Genomic DNA, 21,406 nt, shown 5'->3' on the forward strand with positions numbered 1-21,406 from the left:
CACACCGTTTAGACCGCGCCGCTGCAGCATTCTGCCCCGCACCGCCCGGACCGCGTGGTGTCGGGCTTCGCGCTATGCGGGCGGCGGCGCGCCCTGGCGGCGCTCGGCATCTTGCGGGCGACCGTCGTGCGCAGGGTTTCGACCGTGCGCTCAGGCGTCGAGGGTCGCGCCGCCGTCGATGCGCAGATCGTGCAGGGTGATGTGGCGGGCGCGGTCGGACAGCAGGAAGCAGACCGCTTCGGCGATGTCGTCGGGTTCGGCGATGCGCCGCAGCGGGATGCCGAGCCGATAGGACGCCGGCACGCCGTAGAGGATGTCGCGCCGCGCCTGCTCGTCGGCGGCGAAGGCGCGCTGCATCGCGGTGTCGGTCGAGCCGGGCGAGACGATATTGCAGCGGATGCCGAACGGCGCCAGCTCCAGCGCCAGACAGCGCAGGTACTGGTGCGCGGCGGCCTTGGAGGCGGCATAGGCGGCCATGCCGATCCGCGGCGCGGCGGCGGCGTTGGAGCCGACGGCGACGATGCTGCCGCGGCCGCGTTCGCGCATGCGCCGGGCGACCGCGCGGGTGGTCGCGAACACCGCCCGTGCGTTGACCGCCATGCAGGCGTCCCAGTCTTCGAGATCGAGCTCCAGGCTGGCGCCGACGCGCAGGATGCCGGCGACATGGGCCAGGTGCTCGATCGGGCCGCGCTCGCGCTCGATCGCCGCGACCACCGAATCCACCGCTGCGGCGTCGGCCAGGTCGAGCGCGGTCGCGCCGACTTCGGCGCCGCAGTCGCGCAACCTCGCGGCGGTCGCCGCGAGCGTGTCGCCGTCGCGATCGATCAGCGCCAGCCGCGCCCCCTCGCCCGCCAAGCGCTCCGCGGTGGCGGCGCCGATGCCCCGGGCGGCGCCCGTGACCAGCACCAAGCGGCCGGCGAATTCGCCGGCGCTCGCGCTCGCAGCGCCGGCGTTCATGCCGCCGCTTCCTCGAACGCATCCATGATCCGATGCCGCTCTTCGTGATACCGGTCCTCATCCCAAGTTTCTTTCCAGTACGGCACGGCGTACATCATCGAGCGCGGCACCTCGCGCTCGCGGGCGAGGAAGTCGCGGATCGCCACCACTTGAGCGGTTTCGCCGGCCAAGGTCACCGACAGCCTCTGCCCGGTCGGCCATGGCATGGCCCGCAGCGCATCCAGCAGCCGCCGGCTCGGCGCCGCCGGCGCCCCGTCGCGCGAGAACCAGCGCGCATGCAGGCACGGGTGCGGCGGCAGGTCGAGTATCTCGCCGGCATCGGGCACTTCCAGCAACGCGTCCACCCGGGCCTGCGCCGGCAGTTGCGCGATCACTGCGCACAGCAATGCGTAACTGCTCGGGTCGCCGATCAGCACAAAGCGTTCGGCTTGCGGCTGGAACAACGGCGGACCGGCCGGACCGGCCAGGCCGAGCGGGTCGCCCGGGCGTGCAGTCGCCGCCCAGCGCGAGGCCGGACCGTCGTCGCCGTGCAGGACGATATCGACATCCAGCTCGCAGGCCTGCGGGTCGTGGCGCGCCACGGTGTAGGTGCGCACGTGCGGACGCGGCGCATCGGCCGGCCACACCGGCCCGCGCTCGCCCATGCCGGGCAGCGCCGGCGCCTCGCCGGCCACGGCCGGGAACAACAGTTTGATGTGGGCGCCCTCGCAACCGCCCGGAAACCCGGCCAGGTCCGCGCCCGACAAAGTAATGCGGCGCATCTGCGGACTGCGTTGGACGATGCGCGCGACCCGCAGCAACCGCGGCCGCGACGGCGCGCTCATGCGGCCTCCGCGGCGGTGCCGCCGCAGTGCGCCGCCAGCGTCGCCAGACTGGTGTCCGGGCGGGCGATGACCGCATCGAGCAAGTTCAGCAGGGCCGCTTGGTGCGCTTCCAGCACCTCAGCCGGATAGGCCTGCGGGTTCGCCTCCAGGTCCAGGCGCAGGCCGTCGGGCAAAGGCGAGACGGTGATATCGAGGTCTTCGACCGAGCCGACCGAAATCGGATGGGCGCGGCTGCGCAAGCCGTCGAAGACGAAGCCGCGGTCGAACGGCATCAGGTTCAGCACCGGCCCATACAATTGCGCGTGGCTGTCGGCCAGGCCGAGGTCGCCGCGCAGCCACTCGTAGTTGTAGCGTTGGTGCGGGCGCAGGGCGCGCAGTTCGCTGGCGACCTCGCGCACCAGCGCATCGAAGCTCTGGCCCGGGTCGAGCGCGATCCGCAGCGGCACCACGTTCATCGCCATGCATGGGACGCCCAGCGCGGCGCTGCCCAGCCGGTTCATGACCAGCAGACCGAGCGCGATCTCGCGCGCACCGCTGCGGGCATGCATCCAGGCCGCGATCGCTGCGACCAGCCAGCTCGCCCAATCCGCACCCGCCGCCCTCGCGGCGGCTTGCCAGGCCGGGTACTGCGCCGACGGCAGCAAGTGGCGCAACGAATGCGCAGCGGCGTCGGGCGCGCACTTGCGCCCCAGCGTGACCGGCTCGCCCGCGCCCTGGAAACGCCCGAGCCAGAACGCGCGGTCTTCTGCACAGCGCGCCGAGCGCCGGTAAGCGGCGTCTTCGGCCACCACCGGCGCCAACGACCAGTCGCGCGCCGCCGACGCCGCGGGCCCGCCGACGGCGGCGCTGTACAGTTCGGCGACGCGATGGATCAGCAGCAAATAGGCGAAGCCGTCCAGCGCGATGTGGTGGACGCGCAGATACCACAGATGCCGTCGCGGCCCGAGCCGGAGCAGCGCGCTGGCGAACAACGGCCCCTGCGTCAGATCGGCGCGGCGCGCGAGGTCCTTGTGCATCCAGCCCAGCGCCTCGCTCCATGGATCGGCGGCGGTGGAGAAATCGATCGACGGCCATTCGACGCAGCGAGCCGGGTCCAACGCCTGGATCAGACCGCTTGCACCGTCGCGGTAGCGCATATGCAGCGCATCGCAGGCACGCAGGGTCTGCGTCACCGCCGCCTGCAGGGCCTCCACATCGAGTTCGCCCTCCAGTTCCACCGCTTCGGCGGTCCACAGCGACGGGCTGTCGGGGTCGAGTTGCTGCGCGGCCCACATGCCGTATTGCGGCCCGGTCAGGCCCAAAACCTCCGGTCCGCTCATCAGGCTGCCCGGCGCGAATCGATCAACCGCCACCAGTCGGCGACGCTGGCGCGTTCGGCCAACTCGACCAGGCCGATGCGCTCGCCGCCGGCCGACCAGCGTTCCAGCAAGCTCATCAACCGGATCGAATCCAGGCCGATCTCGAACGGATTGTCGTCGGCGCCGACTTCATCCAAGGGCAATTCGACGATCTGCGCCAGTTCGCTGCGCAGCTGCACCAGGCTGCGCGGCAGTCCCAGGCCCGCGCTCAGCGCCGCCTCGCAGCCGGCGCGGTCGATCACCACGCCGCAGCGGCGCGAGACGTAATCCAGCGCCATCGCATGTTCCTGGGCGGAAAAATCCGCGACCGCGTCGCCGACCAGGAACGGCTGAATGTCGTGCATGAAGGCGTCGGCCACGGTCATCATGCAGCCGATATGGGCGTAGATGCCGCACACGATCAGTTGATCGCGGCCTTGCGCGCGCATGCGCTCGCCCAGGTCGCTGGAGACGAACGCGCTGTAGCGCCACTTCGTCAGCACCGTGTCCTGCGGCCGCGGCGCGATCTGCGCCGCGACCGGGGTCAGCTCCGGCTTGGCGGTGATGCCCGGCCCCCACCACGGCTGCAGCAGCCCGCGCTGGGCCGCGCTCTGTGCGCCGGGCTGGGCGGTGTAGACCACCGGCACGCCGGCGCCGTCGCAGGCTTCGCGCAAGGCGCGGATATTGTCGATCAGCGCCGGCACCGGCGCCTGGCTGCGGTCGTAGAAGCCGAGGAAATAGTCCTGCATGTCGTGGATCAAGAGCACGGCCCGCGCCGGCTCGGGTCGCCAGTCGACGCGGTTGGCAGGCAGGCGCTCGGCGCCCGGCATGGGGTAACTGGCAATAGTCGGGATCGTCATGAAGGGTCTGCGATAACGGTAGGGAAAGCCGCCGCGGTCGGCGCGGCGGCGGAAACGGGGGCGCCCGGGGCGAGGCGCGCGCGCAAGGCCTTCTTGTCGATCTTGCCGACCGCGGTCCGCGGCAGCTGCGCGACCACTTCGATCCGGTCGGGCACCTTGTAGGCGGCCACGCCACGCTCGCGCACGAAACGTTGCAGCTCGCGCGGCGCCGGCGCCGGCTCGCGCAACACCACGAACGCGCAGCTCTTCTCGCCCAGCCAGCGGTCCGGCATCGCCACCAGGGCGGCGTCGAACACCGCCGGATGGGCGAGCAAATGGCTTTCGACTTCTTCCGCGGCGATCTTTTCGCCGCCGCGGTTGACCAGGTCCTTGGCCCGCCCCTCCACCACCAGATGACCGCTCGGCAGGCGGCGCACGCGGTCGCCGGTGCGATAGAAGCCGTCGACGGTGAAAGCGCGCGCGTTATGCGCCTCGGCCTTGTAGTAACCGCGGATGGTGTAAGGGCCGCGGGTCAGCAAATGCCCGACTTCGCCCTCGGCGACCTCGACGTCTTCGTCGTCGACGATGCGGATCTCGTCGTCGTCGCTGATCGGCCGGCCCTGGCTGCCCAACACCAGCTCCGCCGGATCGTCGTCGCGGGTGTAGTTGACCAGCCCCTCGGCCATGCCGAATACCTGCTGCAGGCGGCAGCCGAAGGCCTCCGGCACGCGCCGGGCGACCTCGCCGGCCAGATGCGCGCCGCCGATCTGGATGGTGCGCAGGCTGGACAGGTCGTAGCGGCGGCGCGCGGCCGACTCCAGCCAGGCCAGCGCCAGCGCCGGCACCACCGCGGTAAGGGTGACCCGCTCGCGCTGGATCAGTTCGAAACAGGCGTCCGCCTCGGGGCGTCGCGCCAGCACCACGCAGCCGCCGGCATCGAACACGCCCAGGGCGCCGGGCGAACTCATCGGGAAGTTATGCGCGGCCGGAAGAGCGCACAGATAAACGCAATGCGGGTCCAGGCCGCAGATCCGGGCACTGGCGCGGACGCTGTACAGATAGTCGTCGTGAGTGCGCGGGATCAGCTTGGGCACGCCGGTGCTGCCGCCGGACAGTTGCAGAAACGCGACCTCGCCCGCATCCGGGCCATCGACCGGCTCCCCGGCCGGCAGCGGTTCGTCGTAGAGCGCGTCGAACGCGTGGAATTCCTGCGCGTCGCCGACCACGATCGCCGACTCCAGGCAAGCGTGCTCGGCCTGCAGTTCGCGCAGCATCGCCCGATAGTCGAAACCGGCTTCGCGGTCGGCGACGATCGCCGCACGGGCCTGGGCGTGGCCGACGAAGTACCCGATCTCCGCGCGCCGGTGCGCCGGCAACGCGAACACCGGCAGCGCGCCGACCCGGAACAGCGCGTAGCAAGCGACGTAATGCTCGGCCAGATTCGGCAGCTGCAACACCACCCGGTCCCGCGCCGCGATCCCCACGCGGCGCAATCCGGCGGCGAAGGCGCGCACGCGCCTGTCGAACTCCGCATACGACCAGCGGCGATCGCCGCAGACCAGCGCTGTGCGCCCGGAATGCTGCGCGGCGAGCTGCGCCAGCCGCGTGTACAGGCCGATGCCGGCCCAGTGGCCGCGTTCGCGGTAGCGTCGGGCGAATTCCGCCGGCCAGGGCACGAAGCCGTCCAGGCGATCGGGCCCATTCTCCGATGCGGCGCTCATGCCCCGCCCTCCCCCATTGCCGGCTCCACGGCGTGCGCCAGCCCCATCGCTCCCAGCATGGTCCTCAGCTTGGCGCTGGTTTCGGTCAGCTCGGCCTCCGGCTCGGACCCCGCGACGATGCCGGCGCCGGCAAACACCGTTGTCCGCTGCTCTTCGACCAGGGCGCAACGGATGGTCACCGCCCATTCGCCGTCGCCGTCGGCATCGCACCAACCGACCAGGCCGGTGAACAGTCCGCGGTCGTAGCCTTCCAGTTCGCGGATCGCGTCGCGCGCGCGCTCGGTCGGCGCGCCGCACACCGCCGGGGTCGGGTGCAGCGCCAACGCCAGGCGCAGGGAGCCGGTCGCCGGGTCTTTCAGCACGCCGTCGACCCGGGTCGACAGGTGCCACATGGTCGGCGTCGCCAGCAACGACGGCATCGGCGGCACTCGCAACTCGCGGCAATACGGCGCCAGATTCGCCGCCACCGCCTCGACCACCAGGGCGTGCTCGTGCAGGTCCTTGGCCGATTCCAGCAAACCGCGGGCACGGCGCGCATCTTCGTCGGGATCGGCGGCGCGCGGAATCGACCCGGCCAACGGATTGGACACGATGCGCGCCCCGCGCTTGGCCAGCAGCAACTCCGGGCTCGAGCCGATCAGGCAAGCCGGCGCCCCTTGCAACGCGGCCAGGTCCATGGCGAAGGTGTACGCCGAAGGCGCACGCGCCAGCAGTTGCGCCAACAACTGCGGTACGTCCACTCGCGCGCCGATGCGCAGGCTGCGCGACATCACCACCTTGCGCAACGCGCCGTCGCGGATCTGCGCCAGCGAGCGTTCGACGTTGCGCTTGAACTGGGCCGGCGCCGGCACCGGCTCGATCGCCGGCCGCGCGCGCGCTTCGCCGCCGGGCACGGCGCTGAGCGCCGCTCCGCGATGGCGCGCGCGTCCGGCCGCGAACACCGCCTGGGTCGGCAACCACAACCGCGCGCCCTGGCTGCGGTCGAACGGCACCGCGCCGAGCAAAGGCAAACGGCCGTGTTCGATCGCGATGTCGGCCAGCAGGCCTTCGGCGGCGCCGGCGAGATCCTCGTCGATGGCGCGGCCGAGCGGCGCGAGCAGGCCGCGCGCGTGCAGTTGTTGCTGCGACGAGGAAAACAGCGAGTCCTGCGCCTGATAGCCGGACAACAACGGTGGCGCAGCGACGGTCGCTTGCGCCGAAACGGGAGCGGAATCCTGACGCGCCAGTCCATTGGCTTCGCCGATCATGGCGCGCCTCCGCAGGCGGCGGCGACAAGGTGGGACGTGTGCGGCCGCGGAAGCGCGCGCGCAAGGACACGGACTGGCGCGATATGCGCGCCGCGAGAGGATTTCACGGAAGCACCTGCAAGCTCTGGGAGAGGGGCGAGCTTGCGGGCGCGGGCGCCGGCTGGCTGAGAGACGGCCGCAACAGCGCCGTCGAGTGCCGGATAAAGTAAGCGCAGCGGGCGGCGTTGGCAAGGCGAAGCGCGCGCGCTTCGCTGCGAGTTGTGTGCTGCGCCGCACGGTCCGGAACGACCGTGCGGCATCGCATTGCGTGCGATCGTGCGCGGCGATCAGTAGTCCTGGTAGTAGACGTTGTCGACGAAGACGTCGACGTTGCTGCCCGGCGGATCGGCCGCGAGCATGAACATCTGCTTCAAGGCGCGCAGATCCAGATCATGGAAAGCGCTGAATGGAATACTGACCTCGTGCCAGCGGCCGTCGCGCACCAGCCCGTACTGCTGGCCGCCCGGAGCGAACACGATCCAACTGTCGCCGAAGGAGCTGTTGAGGCCGATCTTGAAGCTGTTCGTCGCGGTGGTGCGCATATGGAACTTGAGCCGGCCGTTGCCGAAACGGCTCAGGTTGCGATAGCCGGTATACACCCCGAGGCCGTACCAGGCGCCGGCGTTGGCGCGGAACGCCATCGACTGGCTGCCCTCGTAGGCCGGCGCGGCGATCGGCGTCAGGTTGTTCCACAGATACAGTTCCGCGTCGCGGCCGTAGTTCAGACGCGCGTTCATATCGCCGCGCTCGGTGTACACGCCGAATTTGCCCGCCGGCGCTTCGGCGCCGGTGTAGAGCTCGCTGCCCGGGTTCTGGTACAGGCGGATGTAGTCGATTTCCATCCTGCCCGGCAGCGGCGCGCTGATGCCGGCATTGGACAGGATGCCGGTATAGCTGCCGCCGACGGCCAGGTTCAACAGCAGAAAGTGCTGTTGGTGAAACTCGTGCAGCGACGCACCTTCGATGTCGGAAATCGCGAATTCGAAGAACTGCCGGCCGTCGACCGACACGCGGATGAACTGCGGGTCCCAGGTCATGCGGTACACGTGGAAACCGCCGGCGAGGTCCGACGCGCTGTCGTAGTCGCGGCCGTAATCGGCCTGCGAACCGCGGTAGTCCCAATGCACCGCCGCGCCGACACGGCGATTGGTCAAGCCGGCGCCGATCGCCGCGGCCGAGCCCATCTCCATCAGGTCGATTTCGCCGCGCGCCGGCCAGTTGCCGACCGTGCCCAGCATCCAGTACGCCGGCCACAGGCCGTTGCGCAGGTCCGGCACCTTGATCCGCGCCTCCAACGTGCCGTATTTGAAGTGCAGGCGACCTTCGGTCTTGAGTCGCGCCGACGTGAAACCGCGGCTGCCGAAGGCCTCCCGCCGCGCTTCGATCACCAGGCGACCGTTCTCGATCCGCGCATTCTCCGGCCGGCTGGTGTAGTACTGCAGCTCGCTGTTGCCCCAGCCGCACAGGCCGATCTGGCAGCCGTCGCCGACGTCGTAGGTCCAGCGGTTGCGGTCGATGGCCGGGCCGTTGAATTCGTCCTGCCAGACCAGGGTCTGCGCGGCGGCCGGCGACGGTGCGCAGACGGCGCCGAACAGCGATGCCAGCAAGGCCGAAGATGCGAAGCGTACGAGGTTCATGGGCGGACTCTCCTGCAGCCAGTGGGGGCGTCTGCCGCGGCAGACCGGCCGAATGTCCTCGCTATGACAGCGCTGTCAACGGCTGAGGCCGCTTACCGCGGCGCGGATGCGCCGGATTGCCGGCCGGGTTCACGCTTCCGGTGTGGCCGGCGTGCGGCTGCGCTGCTCCGCGTGCTGCAGGACAGCACCCGCCGGCGTCGCGCCGGGCTCGCGGATCGGACGCGGACGGCGATAATCGGGCTTTGCTTCCGGTCCCGGCCCGCATGCCCCTGTCGCGCCTGCTGCTACGTACGCTCCTGCCCGCCGTCTTGCTGTGCGCCGCCCTGCCCGGCCGCGCCTTGGACCTGCCGCAGCGCTGGGTCCATGGCGCCGCCGGCGAACCCACCCTGCAAGTACAGGCCGCCGCACCGGGGCTATGGGTGCTGCGCCAGTCCAAGCGCTCCAATTTCGAGGCGCCGTTCCTGTATCTGATCGCCGGCGAACGCCGCGCCCTGCTGCTGGACAGCGGCGCCGAACCCGTCGCCGGCAGCGATCTCCCGTTGCGTGCCACCGTCGACGCATTGCTCGCTCAATGGCAGCGCGAACACGGCCGCGGCGAAACCTTGCCGCTGGTCGTCGCGCACACCCATTCGCATCGCGACCACACGCACGGCGACGCCGCTTTCCGCGATCGCCCGCAAACCCATGTCGTCGGCCGTTCCGTCGAGGAAGTCGCCGCGTTCTTCGGCCTGACGCGTTGGCCCGAAGGCGAGGCCGGGTTCGACCTCGGCGGCCGCGAACTGCGCGTGCTGCCGCTGCCGGGGCACGACCCGGCGCATATCGCGGTCTACGATCCGCCCACCCGCAGCCTGTTCAGCGGCGACAGCCTGTATCCGGGACTGCTGACCGTGCGCGATCTGAACGCCTACCGCGCCAGCGCGGCGCGCCTGGAGGCATTCGCCCGCCGCCGGCCGGTCGCGCAGGTCCTGGGCGCGCACGTCGAGATGAGCGCCCGCCCCGGCGAGTTGTATCCGATCGGCACGGCATTGCAGCCGGACGAGCACGGCCTGGCGCTGGACGGTGCGGTCCTGCGCCGCTGGCGGGCCGATGTCGAGGGGCTCGGCGATTTCCTCCACCAGGACACGCGCGCTCAGTACGCCTTCGCCCGCGTGCCCCACGCCGGCGAGTTCGCCGATGCGCCCAACACCCACGGCATGCTGGTGGCCGGGGTCGATACGGTCTATCTCTCGCATCTGCCGATGCTGCATTCGCCGCACGACTACCAGTTGATCTTCGAGGCCGAACTGCCGGCGCAAGCGCTGGCGTCGTACCGCGACGACGCCGGCCGCCACCCGCAGGACTACTACACCCTGGCGCCGAGCGAGCGCTGGGCGCTGGTGCAGACGATCAAGCCCGAAGCGCGCTTCCGCGCCGACCTCTATCGCGGCCATTTCGAACGCGACGGGACGCCGATCGCGCGCGAGGTGGAAGTGACGGTGCGCCGGATCGTGCATTTCCGCCGCTTCGAACCCGGCCGCAGGCCCGACCCCGGCGCCTGGATCGCCTTTGGCCGCGGCCGCGAACGCTTCCTGGCCCATCGCATCGAAGGCGCTCCGGACATGGACCAGATCGTCCGCATCGACGGCGATGCGGCGCCGGAAGGCCAGACGCTACGCCGTCCGCAGGCGCGCGGCAGCGGCGAGTTGCGGGTCGGCGACGGCATCGGCCGGGGCCGGGTCGAGCGCGTGCTGTACACCGAATACGGCGATCTGGCGCGGTGAGGGGCGCGACCCGCGGCTTGACCTTCCCACGTGGGAAGGTTGCATGCTGCATCGCGCGGACCCATCGGCAGCGGCTTGAAACCCGGCGGCCGCTGCACCATTCTGTGCCCCGCCCTCCTGTCGGCGTTTCATGACTCTGTATTCGCTCCTGTTGCGCGTGCTGCTGGTCGTCGCCCTGAGCCTGAACGGCTATGCGGCGGCGGCCATGTCCGTGAGCGGAGCGCATGCCATGCATGCCGCCCCCGACCGCGCCGTCGCGCTGGCCGCGACCGGATCGGCGGCGGACGACGCTTCAAGCGATTGCCATGGCCGCGAACGGGCGACCGATTCCGCACCGGCCCTCGCCCCCGAATCGCCGGCGCCCGACCGCGGCCCGCCGACCGACGACTGTTGCGGCAAAGCCTTGTGCCAGTGCGACTGCCTGCAAGCCGCCGCGATCGTCCGCATCGCTCTGCCCCTGCCGGCGCCGCTGGCCGCCGCGCGCCCGGCGCCGGCGCCGGACACGGTTGCGCCCGACGCCGGCTCGAACCGCCTGATCCGACCTCCCATCGCCTGAGTCCTTCGCCGGAGCTCGCGCTCCGCTGACCGGCATCGCCGCGCGCCTCCCGCGTGCGCGCCTGCCGCGACTGTCCGTGGCCGCTGCGCCCCTTGCGCGTGCCGCTTGCCCGGACCCGAACGCTTCGCGACACTGCTCGCGACGCTTCCCGCAAGGAAGGTCTCATGAACCGATATCCCCGTCTCGGCGGCAACGACGCCGCGCATCCGCCCGACGCCAGCCGGCGCCGCTTCGTCACCGGCCTCGCCGTCGGCGGCCTCGTCGCCGGCAGCGGCTTGTGGCGCCACGCCGCGGCCGCGCCGCTGGCCGGCGCGCCGCAGGTGCTCAGCGGCACCGAATTCGACCTGTCGATCGGCGCCGCGCCGGTCGATTTCACCGGCCGCGTGCGCAGCGCGATCACCGTCAACGGCAGCCTGCCGGCGCCGCTGCTGCGCTGGCGCGAAGGCGACACCGTGACCCTGCGCGTCGCCAACCGCCTGCGCGAGGGCATGACCTCGATCCATTGGCACGGGCTGATCCTGCCGGCCAACATGGACGGCGTGCCAGGACTCAGCTTCGACGGCATCCGCCCGGGCGAGAGCTATGTCTACCGGTTCAAGGTCGGCCAATCCGGCACCTACTGGTACCACAGCCATTCCCTGTTCCAGGAACAGGCCGGCCTGTACGGCGCGATCGTGATCGACCCGCGCGAACCGGCGCCGTTCCGCTACGACCGCGAGCACGTGCTGCTGTTGTCGGACTGGACCGACCTGGACCCGGCGGCGCTGTTCCGCCGGCTCAAGAAGATGTCGAGCTACGACAACTACTACAAGCGCACCGTCGGCGATTTTCTCCGCGACGCGGGCGAGCGCGGTCTGCGCGAGACCCTGCGCGACCGCGGCGAATGGGGACGGATGCGCATGACCCCGACCGACCTGTCCGATGTCAACGGCCACACCTACACCTATCTGCTCAACGGCCGCACGCCGGCCGGCAACTGGACCGGCCTGTTCCGGCCCGGCGAGAAGGTGCTGCTGCGTTTCGTCAACGGCTCGGCGATGACCTACTTCGACGTGCGCATTCCGGGGCTGAAGATGACCGTGGTCGCCGCCGACGGCCAGTACATCCACCCGGTCACGGTCGACGAATTCCGCATCGCCGTGGCCGAGACCTTCGACGTGCTGGTCGAACCCAGCGGCCAGGACGCCTACACCATCTTCTGCCAGGACAACGCCCGCACCGGTTATGTACGCGGCACCCTGGCGGTGCGCGAGGGCCTGCAGGCCGAAGTGCCGCGCAACGATCCACGGCCGTTGCTGACCATGGACGACATGGGCCACGGCGGCATGGGTCACGGCGGCCACGACATGGGCGGCATGAAGGGCATGGAAGGCGGTTGCGGCGCCAACATGGGCCACGGCGGAGGGACCAAGGGCATGGAAGGCGGCTGCGGCGCGAACATGGGCGGCGGCGCTCACGCCCAGCACGGCGCCGCGGCGGCGCCCCAGGGCGACCCGCGCCTGATCGACATGCGTGCGATGAGCGTGGCGCCCAAGCTCGACGACCCCGGCATCGGCCTGCGCGGCAACGGCCGCAAGGTGCTGACCTATGCCGACATGCGCAGCCTGTTCGACGATCCCGACGGGCGCGAGCCCGGCCGCGAGATCGAGCTGCACCTGACCGGCCACATGGAAAAGTTCGCCTGGTCCTTCGACGGGCAGAAGTTCGAAGGCGCCGAGCCGATCCGCATGACCTACGGCGAGCGCCTGCGGGTGGTGCTGGTCAACGACACCATGATGACTCACCCGATCCACCTGCACGGCCTGTGGAGCGACCTGGAGAACGAGCGCGGCGAATTCCACCTGCGCAAACACACCATCGACATGCCGCCCGGCACGCGCCGCAGTTACCGCGTGCGCGCCGATGCGCTCGGCCGCTGGGCCTACCACTGCCACCTGCTCTACCACATGGAAGCCGGGATGATGCGCGAAGTGAGGGTCGAAGAATGAGCCGTCGTCGTTCGCGTATTTCCGCACTGAGCCTGGCGCTGTGCGCCGCCGGCCTGGCACCCGGCCTGGCCGCGGCGCAATCGGCGCACGCCGGGCACGCTCCGCAACAGACTGACGCGCCCGCTGCGCAATCGGCCGAAGTCGATCATTCGAAGATGGATCATTCGAAGATGGGCCACGGCGAAGGCGACCCTTCGCAGACGGATCACTCGAAGATGGGTCACGGCGAGGCCGATCATTCGAAGATGGGCCACGGCGTAGCCGATGGCTCGCCCGCCGCGGCCGCGGTTGCCGGCGAACCGCGCGAGCCGATTCCGGTGCCGACCGAGGCCGACCGCGCCGCGGCGTTTCCGCCGCTGCAGCACCACATGCAGCACGCGCCCGCGGTCAATCACTATCTGTTGTTCAACCGGCTCGAATCGGTCGAGGCCGAGCACGGCGGCGCCCAGGCCTGGGAAGCGCAGGGCTGGATCGGCACCGACACCGATCGGCTGTGGCTGCGCAGCGAAGGCGAGCGCGAGCACGGCAGCACCGAATCGGCCGATCTGGAAGTGCTGTACGGCCGCGCGATCTCGCCATGGTGGGATGCGGTAGTCGGCATCAAGCACGACTTCCGCCCCGAGTCGTCGCAGAGCTGGGCCGCGTTCGGCGTGCAGGGCTTGTCGCCGTACAAGTTCGAAGTGGCCGCGACCGCCTATGTCGGCGAATCCGGACGCACCGCGCTCAACCTGGAAGCCGAGTACGAACTGCTGTTGACCAATCGGCTGATCCTGCAGCCGCTGATCGAGGTCGACCTGAACGGCAAGGACGACGCGCGGCGCGGGGTCGGCCGCGGGCTGAGCACGGTCGAAGCCGGCCTGCGCCTGCGCTACGAGTTCAGCCGCCGCTTCGCGCCGTACATCGGCCTGAGCCGCGAGCGCGCCTTCGGCGACACCGCCGATTACCGGCGCGCCGACGGCGAGGACGTGGACGACACCCGATTCGTCGCCGGCATCCGGCTCTGGTTCTGACGAGGACGCCATGAACAACACGCTACGCAATACGCTGCGGCTCGGCGCCGCGGCGACGGCCGCGCTCGGCCTCGGCGCGGCAGCGCTATGGGCCGGGCTGTACGACGTCGGCGCCGACGCGCCGCACACGCGCCCGGTCTACGCCCTGCTGGACTACGCACGCGAACGTTCGGTCGCCGTGCGCGCTCGCGAACTGTCGGTCCCGACGCTGGACGACGCCGAACGCATCCGCCAGGGCGCCGGCAACTACGAGGCCATGTGCGCAGGCTGCCACCTCGCTCCCGGCCGCGGTCCGACCGAACTCTCGCGCGGGCTGTATCCGGCGCCGCCGAACCTGAGCCGGCATTCGGTCGACCCGGCCCAGGCGTTCTGGACCATCCGCCACGGCATCAAGGCTTCGGGCATGCCGGCCTGGGGCGCGAGCATGGACGAGGCGCACCTGTGGAATCTGGTCGCATTCGTGCGCCGCATGCCGCGCATGGACGCGGCCGAGTATCGCGACTGGATCGAGCGCAGCGACGGGCATTCGCACGGCGGCGGCGAAACCGCCGGCGCGGGTTCCGGCCACGCCGGTCCCGGACATGCCTACCCGGCGCACGCCCACTCGGAGCAGGCCGACGCCAGGAGGGGCGATTCCGCGAGCGCCGACCCGGCGGGCCACGCCGCCATGACGCATCCCGCAGCGAAACCGCGCCGGCCGGCGACGGCGGCTTCGCCGCAGGCCGCACCGGCGGCACCGCCGCCGCCCTCGCCCTCCGATACCGCCGCCGCGAGCGCACACGGACACGACGGACACGGCGGAAACCCTGCTCATCCTCCCAAGCCCGCGCCGGCTCGCTCTGGCCCGACGCCCTCAACGCAGCCCCCGAGCGATGTCGAAACCACGCCCGCCGACCATGAAGCACACTCGCATCGGCACTGAATGCGCCCTCCGGTCTGTGTAACGCCCCCGGCCGCGGCGATCCGGCATCGCCGCGGCCGACCGGCGCCGATCTTTGGGGCGACGAGGCCGACAGGCTATGATCCCCCGCAGGACGATCCGGCCCGAGTCGAGGAGCACGCCATGTCGATCACCTCCAAGGCCCGCCGCGACGCCAAGAAGCGCAAGCTGGCCAAGGCGCGCAGCGCGCCGCCGCCGGGCCCCGGCATCGAACCCCATGCCGAGCTGCGCGACGACGCCGGCCGCCTGCTCGGCGGCATCGTGCGTCGTGAAGGCGAATGGACCCTGGGCCTGGGCGGCCGCATCGTCGGCGGCTCGGAAAGCGCCGCGCGCGTGCTGGCCCTGCTCGAGCGTGCCGCCAGCCTGCACCGCCGCGAAGGCCGCGAAGTCAGCCTGGGCTGCTCGCCGGCGCTGCGCCGCGCCGCCGACAGCGAAGTCGCCGAACGCGGAATCAGCTTCGAACAATTCCGCGCCGAACTCGAACGCGAACTGGCGCTGGAACCCGACCCGCAACACGGCGGGCTCGGCGCCGCCGACGGCGTGCGCCACTGATCCGCTGCGGCGCGCTTGCGCCGCGCCCCGCCGCCGCAATCACTCCGCGCTGACGCCGCAGCGGTTTTGCTGGGCGCATGCCCCGGATGCAGCGCCGGTCATGATGGACCTCAAGAGCGGCACCCCGTACTGGGCGATCCGCAACGGCCTGATGCACGCGTTTCCGCCGCTGCGGCAGGACCTGCGCTGCGAGGTCGCGGTGATCGGGGGCGGCATCAGCGGCGCCCTGATCGCCGACGAACTGGCCGCGCACGGCATCGAAACCGCGCTGTTCGAGCAGCGCGACATCGGTTGGGGCAGCACCGCCGCCAGCACCGCCCTGCTCCAGTACGAAATCGACACGCCCTTGCTCGAGCTGTGCCGGCGCTACGGACAAGACGCGGCGGTCGCCGCGTACCGCGCCTGCGCCGACGCCATCCCGGCCCTGCAATCGGTCGCGCACGGCCTGCGCGACGTCGATTTCGCCCGCTGCGACAGCCTGTACTACGCCAGCAAGCCGCGCCATTGCAATGCCTTGCGCGATGAGGCCGCGTTACGGCTGCGCCACGGCCTGAAGCTGCGCTGGCTCGACGCCGGCGAACTCGCCGCCGGTTACGGCCTGCGCGCGCCCGGCGCCATCCTCAGCGCCTGCGCCGCGCGGGTCGACCCGTATCGGATGACCCTGCGCCTGCTGGCCCGCCTGCAACGGCGCGGCATCGCCGTGCACGACCGCACCCGCCTGGAGCTCGTGCGCGCGGGATCGCGGTCGGTCGAACTGCGCAGTCAGGACGGCTTGCGCGTGCGGGCCGGTCATGCGGTGATCGCCGCCGGTTATGCCGGCCAGCATTGGATCCGTCAGCGCCTGGCGCGCAACCGCAGCAGCTACGCCTTCGTCACCGATCCGCTCGACGAGGCCATGCTCGACGGCCTGCGCGACACCCTGGTCTGGGAAACCGCGCGGCCGTACCTGTACCTGCGCTCCACCGGCGACGGTCGCCTGCTGGTCGGCGGCGCGGACGATGCGGTCGACCGGCCCGCCCGCCGCGACCGGCGGGTGCCGGACAAAGCGAAAAAACTGGTCGAAGCGGTCGCGCATCGCTTCCCGCGGCTGGCCCTGCAGCCGGTCTTCGCCTGGGGCGGCACTTTCGCCGAAACCGCCGACGGCCTGCCCTGGTTCGGCGCGCACCCGCAGCACGGCCCGCGGGTCTTGTTCGCGATGGCCTACGGCGGCAACGGCATCACCTACAGCATGATCGGCGCCGGCCTGCTGCGCGCGGCGATCGAACGCCGCGCGCATCCGCTGGCGCAGTTGTTCTCGTTCGAACGATCGCGTTGAGGCGGTAACGGCGCGCTCGCGCCGGCCCCTGCCCGGATCAGCGTTCGGCCGGCGCGAACTCGGCGAAGGCCGGATGGCCCTCGGCGGCCGCGTGCACCTGGGCGGCGGCCGTCGGTCTCCACGGTCGCGCCGCCCGCGATGCGCTGGCGGCGGATCTGCGCAGGCGGCACCGAGGCCAGGAGGGTGAAATTCACCCGGCCAGTGGATCCACTCCAGCGAGCTCGCGGCTACGTCCAGCGATCGCAGCGCGATCCGGCTCGCGCCGATGCGGGGGGCGGCATCGCCGGCGAACACCGGGACCGCGTCGTCGGTGCCGGCGCCAGGCGAGCCGGCGCTGGGGGCCTTGAGCAGCGCGTTCGCGCTCGTGCGAGGGTTTCAGCCACGCCACCTGGCAGCAGGCGTTTTCGTCATCTCGGGCCACCGGGGTGGGCATGGCGCGCACGAACACGCGATCGGCGTCGCGTTCCGCCGCACGGTTCGCAATCGCGGCCGAGACGACGACGGGCCGCTTGCGCGGCCCGTCGTGTACTTCGCATCGCGTTGATCCCGCCGGTCGCGGACGCGGACGCGGCGGTCGGGCTCCGTGGATCAACTCAGCACGGTTCGCTCGCTCAGGAACGCACCGGCACCAGGGTGATTTCGACCCGGCGGTTCTGCGCCCGGCCGGCCTCGGTGTCGTTGCTGGCGATCGGCCGGGTCTTGCCGGCACCGGTAAGGATGAAGCGATCGCGCATCAGGCCCTTGGACATCAGGTAATTGCCGACGCTGGCGGCGCGCTGTTCGGACAGGCGCTGATTGACCGCGTCGGTGCCGATGCTGTCGGTGTGGCCGGCGACCTCGACGATGGTCTGGTTGTACTCGGTCAGGGTGCCGGCGACGTTGTCGAGCACCGGATAGAACTGCGGGTCGAGGTTGGCGCTGTTGAAGGCGAAGGTGATGTTGCTCGGCATGTTCAGGGTGATGTTGTCGCCGTTGCGGACCACGTCGACGCCGGTGCCGGCCATGCGTTCGCGCAGCGCACGCTCCTGGCGGTCCTGGTAGTTGCCGATCGCGCCGCCGGCCAGGCCGCCGACGCCGGCGCCGATCAGGGCGCGCTGGCGACGCTCGGTGGCGTCGTCGCCGCTGAGCAGACCGGCAGCGACGCCGGCCAGGGCGCCGATCAACGCGCCCTTCTGGGTCTTGCTCATGCCGCCCTGCTGCTGCGGCGGCGGGTTTTGATTCGGATAGCTCTGATTCGGATAGGGCTGCTGCGGCTGTCCGCCGTAGTAACCGCCTCCGCCGGTCGCGCAGCCGGCGAGCATCGCAGTCATGGTGGCGGCGGCCAGGGCGAGCTTGATCTGGGTTTTCATGGACGTTCCTCGGGCGGTGGCTGCGTTACGTGCGCGCTCAAACTAATCACGCCGCCGTCGCGGGCGGGTGACGAGCGCGCGCGGCGCTGCGCCGCGATTCAGCTTGCGAGGAGGCGTACCGACCGCTCAGGCGACGACCGGCTCCGGCATCAGGGCATCGGCGCCGGCTGCGTCCAGGGTCACGTCCCAATTGCCCATCAGCGCCAGGTACAGCAGCTTGTCGAATTCGCTGCCGAAACGCTGGATCACCGCGTCCGGGTCGGGGATCAGCTTGCCGTCGGCGATCAGGCCGAAATGAACCTTGCCGTTGTAGCTGAGGATCGAGATGCCGACGCCGATCGAGCCGGTCTGCGGCACCCAGAACATCATCCCGTCGAGCCGGCAACCGGCCAGGTACAGCGGCTGCTGCGGCCCGGGCACGTTGGTCGCCACGGCGGTGGCCTTGCGGCTGAACAGCTCCAGCGCCAGCCCCTGCACCTGCGACGGCGCCATGCCGAGCGCCGCCAAAAGGCCAAATGCAACAATGGCTTGGCGTGAGTTCTTGAGGTTATTCATACACTCGGCGACCCGCTCGACCCGGCGGATCGGGTTGTCCTCGCCGACCGGCAGGTCGAGGAATACCAGGCCGAAATGGTTGCCGAGCTTGCGCGCGTGCTCGAGCGGACGCAGGTTGACCGGCACGGTGGCGCGCAGGGTCAGGCCGTCGACCTGGTCGCCGCGTTCGATCATGTAGCTGCGCAGGGCGCCGGCCGCGGTCGCCATCAGCACGTCGTTGACCGTGCAGTCGCAGGCGCGCCCGACCGCCTTGACCTCTTCCAGGTCCAGCGGCTCGGCCCAGGCCACTCGCTTGCTGACCCCGAGCTTGCCGCGCAGCAGCGACGGCGGATCGTCCGACAGCGACAGAGCGTGCAGCAGTTCGCGCGCGATCTCGCCGCCCTCCTTGGCCAGCATCGCCGCCAGGGTCGGGTCGCGGTACATCTCCATGCCCTTCTCGACCACCTTGCTGCCGAGCTTCATGTAGCGGTCGACCGCACCGACCCGGCGGGCGACATCGACGCCGTCCTGCTTGAGCCAGGCCTGGGCCAGATCGCTGCCCTTGGCCGGCTGCGCGGTGGTGTCGGTCAGCGACAACAGCACCTGCACCAGGGCGATGCCGTCGGCGTAACTGTGATGGATGCGGGCGACCAGGGCCGAGCCGCCGTTGTATCGCTCGACCAGATGGAACTGCCACAGCGGCCGGCTGCCGTCGAGCGGACTGGACGCGAGCTGGCTGACGAAGCGCTCCAGCGCGCGCTTGCCGCCGCGCCCCGGCAGCGCGGTGTGCTGCACGTGCCAGTCGATATCGAAATCGTCGTCGGTCTGCCAATACGCGCCGGCGGCGGTGTCGACCGCCTTCTGCCGGAACCGGGTATAGGCCAGGAAGCGCTGCTTGACCACGCGCTTGAGCGCCTCGACCGACATCGGCTCGGCGAACATCAGCACGCCGGTGATCATCATCGGGTTGGTCGGGCGCTCCATCCGCAGCCAGGCCGTATCGACCCGCGACATCGGTTCGCGCCGAGCGCGCTTGCGCGATTGCGTCGCCGATCCCGATCCCGCCTCTGCCTTGGCCATGCGTCCTCCCCGGATGTCCGGCGAGTGAATCATGCGGTCGCGGGAGCGGTCAACGCGCTTGCTCGGGATTAGAGATTCGGGATTCGGGATTGGCTAAAGCGGGATCGTCTGCTCTTGCTCGACGAATCCCAAATCCCCAATCACGAATCCCGGCCCCGATAGGCCTGCAACGCCGCATCCCGCCCCGCGGCCAGGTCGACCAGGGGCTGCGGCGGGTAGTCGGGGGCGACGCGGCGCAGGCGGGCGGGGTCTTGCCAGGGGGCGAAGCGCAACGGCAGCGGCAGCGGCGCCAGTTCCGGCAGCCAGCGCGCGATGTAGGCGCCGTCGGGGTCGAACTTCTCGGCCTGGGTCACCGGGTTGAAGATGCGGAAGTACGGTGCGGCGTCGGCGCCGGTGCCGGCGACCCACTGCCAGCCCAGGGTGTTGTTGGCCAGGTCGGCGTCGACCAGGGTGTCCCAGAACCAGCGCGCGCCGTGGCGCCAGTGGTAGCGCAGATGCTTGGTCAGATAGCTGGCGACGATCATGCGCACGCGGTTGTGCATCCAGCCGGTGGCCCACAGCTCGCGCAGGCCGGCGTCGACGATCGGCACGCCGGTGCGGCCCTGTTGCCAGGCTTCCAGCTTGAGCGGCGACAACCGCGCCCAGGCGAAGTCGTTGAAGCGCGGATTGAAGTTCTGCTCCGGGGTGTCCGGGAAGTGATGCAGCAGGTGGTGGGCGAACTCGCGCCAGCCCAGCTCGCGGATCGCCGCGTCGACGTCGCCCGCGTTGCCGGCGTTGCGTTCGGCCTGCAGCGCCGCGACCGCGCGCCAGGGCGCGATCTCGCCGAAGTGCAGATGCGGCGACAGGCGCGAGGTGCCGACCCGGTCGGGCCGGTCGCGTTGCTGCGCGTAACCGCGCAGTGCGCCTTCGACGAAGGTATCCAGCGCCGCCTGCGCCCCGCCCTCGCCCGGCGTCCAGTGCGGCCAGAACGAGGCGTCCCAGTCCAACGCCGGCGCCAGCTTGAGCGCCGCCAGCGGCACGCCCTCCGGCCCCTCGGCAACGTCCGGCAGCGACGCCGGCGCCGGCCAGCAGGCCGCATCTCGCCAGTCCGCCAGCGCGGCGCGCCAGAACGGGGTGAACACCTTGAACGGCCCGCCCTGCTTGGTGCGCAACGTCCACGGCTCGAACAACAACGCGCTGTTGTGGCTTTCGGCCCGCACGCCCATGCGCCGCAGCGCCTGCTTGATGCGGGTGTCGCGACGCTCGATGTACGGCTCGTAGCGCCGGTTCCAGAACACCGCGCGCGCGCCCATCGCCAGCACCAGCGACTGCAGGGTCGCCAGACTGGGGCCGAAGAAATGCCGCAGGTGCGAACCGCGCTTGCGCAAGTCCGCGTCCAGCGCGGCCAGTGCGCGATGGCGCCAGGCGTCGGAGGCCGCCCCGGGACGCCAACTGCCGTGCTCGTCGGGAGCATGGATATAGACCGGCACCGGCGCATAGCCGGCCTCGAGCGCGGCGCGCAAGGCCGGGTTGTCGGCCAGGCGCAGGTCGTTGCGGAACCACACCAGGGCGACGGGCGGAGCGTCGGGCATGCGGCGGCGAGCGGCGTCAGGGACCGGCAGTATGCATGAGCGAGGAAAAAGTGGAGAGGAGCGGAAACGAAACAGGGACGGAGGGGGCAAGCGATGCTTGATCCCCTCCGCCCCCGGCACGTCCCCTAACCCATCGACGCCAGGAACGAG

At 70.9% G+C, this 21,406-nt stretch carries 17 protein-coding genes; 7 read left to right on the forward strand and 10 right to left on the reverse strand.

Annotation, left to right across the window (positions count from 1 at the left end; genetic code table 11):
• Window positions 1-150 precede the first annotated feature (150 nt).
• From V2J18_RS11790 to V2J18_RS11820, 7 genes are all read right to left on the reverse strand, one after another.
• Window positions 151-957: a 2,3-dihydro-2,3-dihydroxybenzoate dehydrogenase gene (locus V2J18_RS11790; RefSeq protein ID WP_336131881.1), complete on the reverse strand. Its 807-nt coding sequence runs from the start codon at window positions 955-957 to the stop codon at window positions 151-153.
• Window positions 954-1,781, reverse strand: coding sequence for a siderophore-interacting protein (locus V2J18_RS11795; RefSeq protein WP_336131882.1), 828 nt, complete (start codon window positions 1,779-1,781; stop codon window positions 954-956). The genes V2J18_RS11790 and V2J18_RS11795 overlap by 4 nt, the downstream gene beginning before the upstream one ends.
• Window positions 1,778-3,100: a condensation domain-containing protein gene (locus V2J18_RS11800; RefSeq protein WP_064748237.1), complete on the reverse strand. Its 1,323-nt coding sequence runs from the start codon at window positions 3,098-3,100 to the stop codon at window positions 1,778-1,780. The genes V2J18_RS11795 and V2J18_RS11800 overlap by 4 nt, the downstream gene beginning before the upstream one ends.
• Entirely contained in the window at window positions 3,100-3,978 is an 879-nt protein-coding gene (locus V2J18_RS11805; protein WP_186442588.1) for an isochorismatase, read from the reverse strand. The genes V2J18_RS11800 and V2J18_RS11805 overlap by 1 nt, the downstream gene beginning before the upstream one ends.
• A complete protein-coding gene (locus tag V2J18_RS11810; RefSeq protein ID WP_064748239.1) occupies window positions 3,975-5,678 on the reverse strand; it encodes a (2,3-dihydroxybenzoyl)adenylate synthase in 1,704 nt (567 codons plus the stop codon). The genes V2J18_RS11805 and V2J18_RS11810 overlap by 4 nt, the downstream gene beginning before the upstream one ends.
• Window positions 5,675-6,925, reverse strand: a complete 1,251-nt coding sequence (locus tag V2J18_RS11815) for an isochorismate synthase (protein ID WP_075575138.1) — start codon at window positions 6,923-6,925, stop codon at window positions 5,675-5,677. Before V2J18_RS11815 ends, V2J18_RS11810 begins: the two co-directional genes overlap by 4 nt.
• Window positions 6,926-7,251: 326 nt before the next feature.
• Complete coding sequence (locus V2J18_RS11820; RefSeq protein ID WP_064748241.1) at window positions 7,252-8,601, reverse strand: glycoside hydrolase family 16 protein; 1,350 nt, start codon at window positions 8,599-8,601, stop codon at window positions 7,252-7,254.
• A gap of 263 nt (window positions 8,602-8,864) precedes the next feature.
• On the opposite strand from V2J18_RS11820, the gene V2J18_RS11825 reads away from it, so the two are divergent.
• The 7 genes from V2J18_RS11825 to V2J18_RS11855 all read left to right on the forward strand — a co-directional run bounded on the left by V2J18_RS11825 (window position 8,865) and on the right by V2J18_RS11855 (window position 16,722).
• On the forward strand, window positions 8,865-10,361 hold the full coding sequence (locus V2J18_RS11825) for an MBL fold metallo-hydrolase (RefSeq protein WP_064748242.1): 1,497 nt from the start codon (window positions 8,865-8,867) through the stop codon (window positions 10,359-10,361).
• A 157-nt stretch (window positions 10,362-10,518) separates the two neighbouring features.
• Window positions 10,519-10,917 carry a CopL family metal-binding regulatory protein gene (locus V2J18_RS11830; RefSeq protein ID WP_261370123.1) on the forward strand — a complete coding sequence of 133 codons (399 nt, stop codon included), beginning with the start codon at window positions 10,519-10,521 and terminating at the stop codon, window positions 10,915-10,917.
• 164 nt (window positions 10,918-11,081) lie between these two features.
• Window positions 11,082-12,905 (forward strand): copper resistance system multicopper oxidase, encoded by a 1,824-nt coding sequence (locus V2J18_RS11835; RefSeq protein WP_064748244.1) that lies wholly within the window; start codon window positions 11,082-11,084, stop codon window positions 12,903-12,905.
• Entirely contained in the window at window positions 12,902-13,915 is a 1,014-nt protein-coding gene (locus tag V2J18_RS11840) for a copper resistance protein B (RefSeq protein ID WP_064748245.1), read from the forward strand. Before V2J18_RS11835 ends, V2J18_RS11840 begins: the two co-directional genes overlap by 4 nt.
• Window positions 13,916-13,925: 10 nt before the next feature.
• Window positions 13,926-14,837 carry a c-type cytochrome gene (locus V2J18_RS11845; RefSeq protein ID WP_064748246.1) on the forward strand — a complete coding sequence of 304 codons (912 nt, stop codon included), beginning with the start codon at window positions 13,926-13,928 and terminating at the stop codon, window positions 14,835-14,837.
• A 141-nt stretch (window positions 14,838-14,978) separates the two neighbouring features.
• On the forward strand, window positions 14,979-15,407 hold the full coding sequence (locus V2J18_RS11850; RefSeq protein ID WP_064748247.1) for a hypothetical protein: 429 nt from the start codon (window positions 14,979-14,981) through the stop codon (window positions 15,405-15,407).
• A gap of 103 nt (window positions 15,408-15,510) precedes the next feature.
• Window positions 15,511-16,722, forward strand: a complete 1,212-nt coding sequence (locus tag V2J18_RS11855) for an NAD(P)/FAD-dependent oxidoreductase (RefSeq protein WP_064748291.1) — start codon at window positions 15,511-15,513, stop codon at window positions 16,720-16,722.
• Window positions 16,723-17,333: 611 nt separating this feature from the next.
• On the opposite strand, the gene V2J18_RS11860 is transcribed toward V2J18_RS11855, so the two are convergent.
• From V2J18_RS11860 to V2J18_RS11870, 3 genes are all read right to left on the reverse strand, one after another.
• On the reverse strand, window positions 17,334-18,071 hold the full coding sequence (locus tag V2J18_RS11860) for a YiaD family glycine zipper/OmpA-like lipoprotein (protein WP_064748248.1): 738 nt from the start codon (window positions 18,069-18,071) through the stop codon (window positions 17,334-17,336).
• A 126-nt stretch (window positions 18,072-18,197) separates the two neighbouring features.
• Window positions 18,198-19,619, reverse strand: a complete 1,422-nt coding sequence (locus V2J18_RS11865; RefSeq protein ID WP_186442590.1) for a WS/DGAT/MGAT family O-acyltransferase — start codon at window positions 19,617-19,619, stop codon at window positions 18,198-18,200.
• A 206-nt stretch (window positions 19,620-19,825) separates the two neighbouring features.
• Window positions 19,826-21,256, reverse strand: a complete 1,431-nt coding sequence (locus V2J18_RS11870; protein WP_064748250.1) for a cryptochrome/photolyase family protein — start codon at window positions 21,254-21,256, stop codon at window positions 19,826-19,828.
• Between the last annotated feature and the right edge of the window lie 150 nt (window positions 21,257-21,406).

The sequence above is a fragment of the Lysobacter firmicutimachus genome (genome assembly GCF_037027445.1).
Lineage (GTDB): Bacteria > Pseudomonadota > Gammaproteobacteria > Xanthomonadales > Xanthomonadaceae > Lysobacter > Lysobacter firmicutimachus.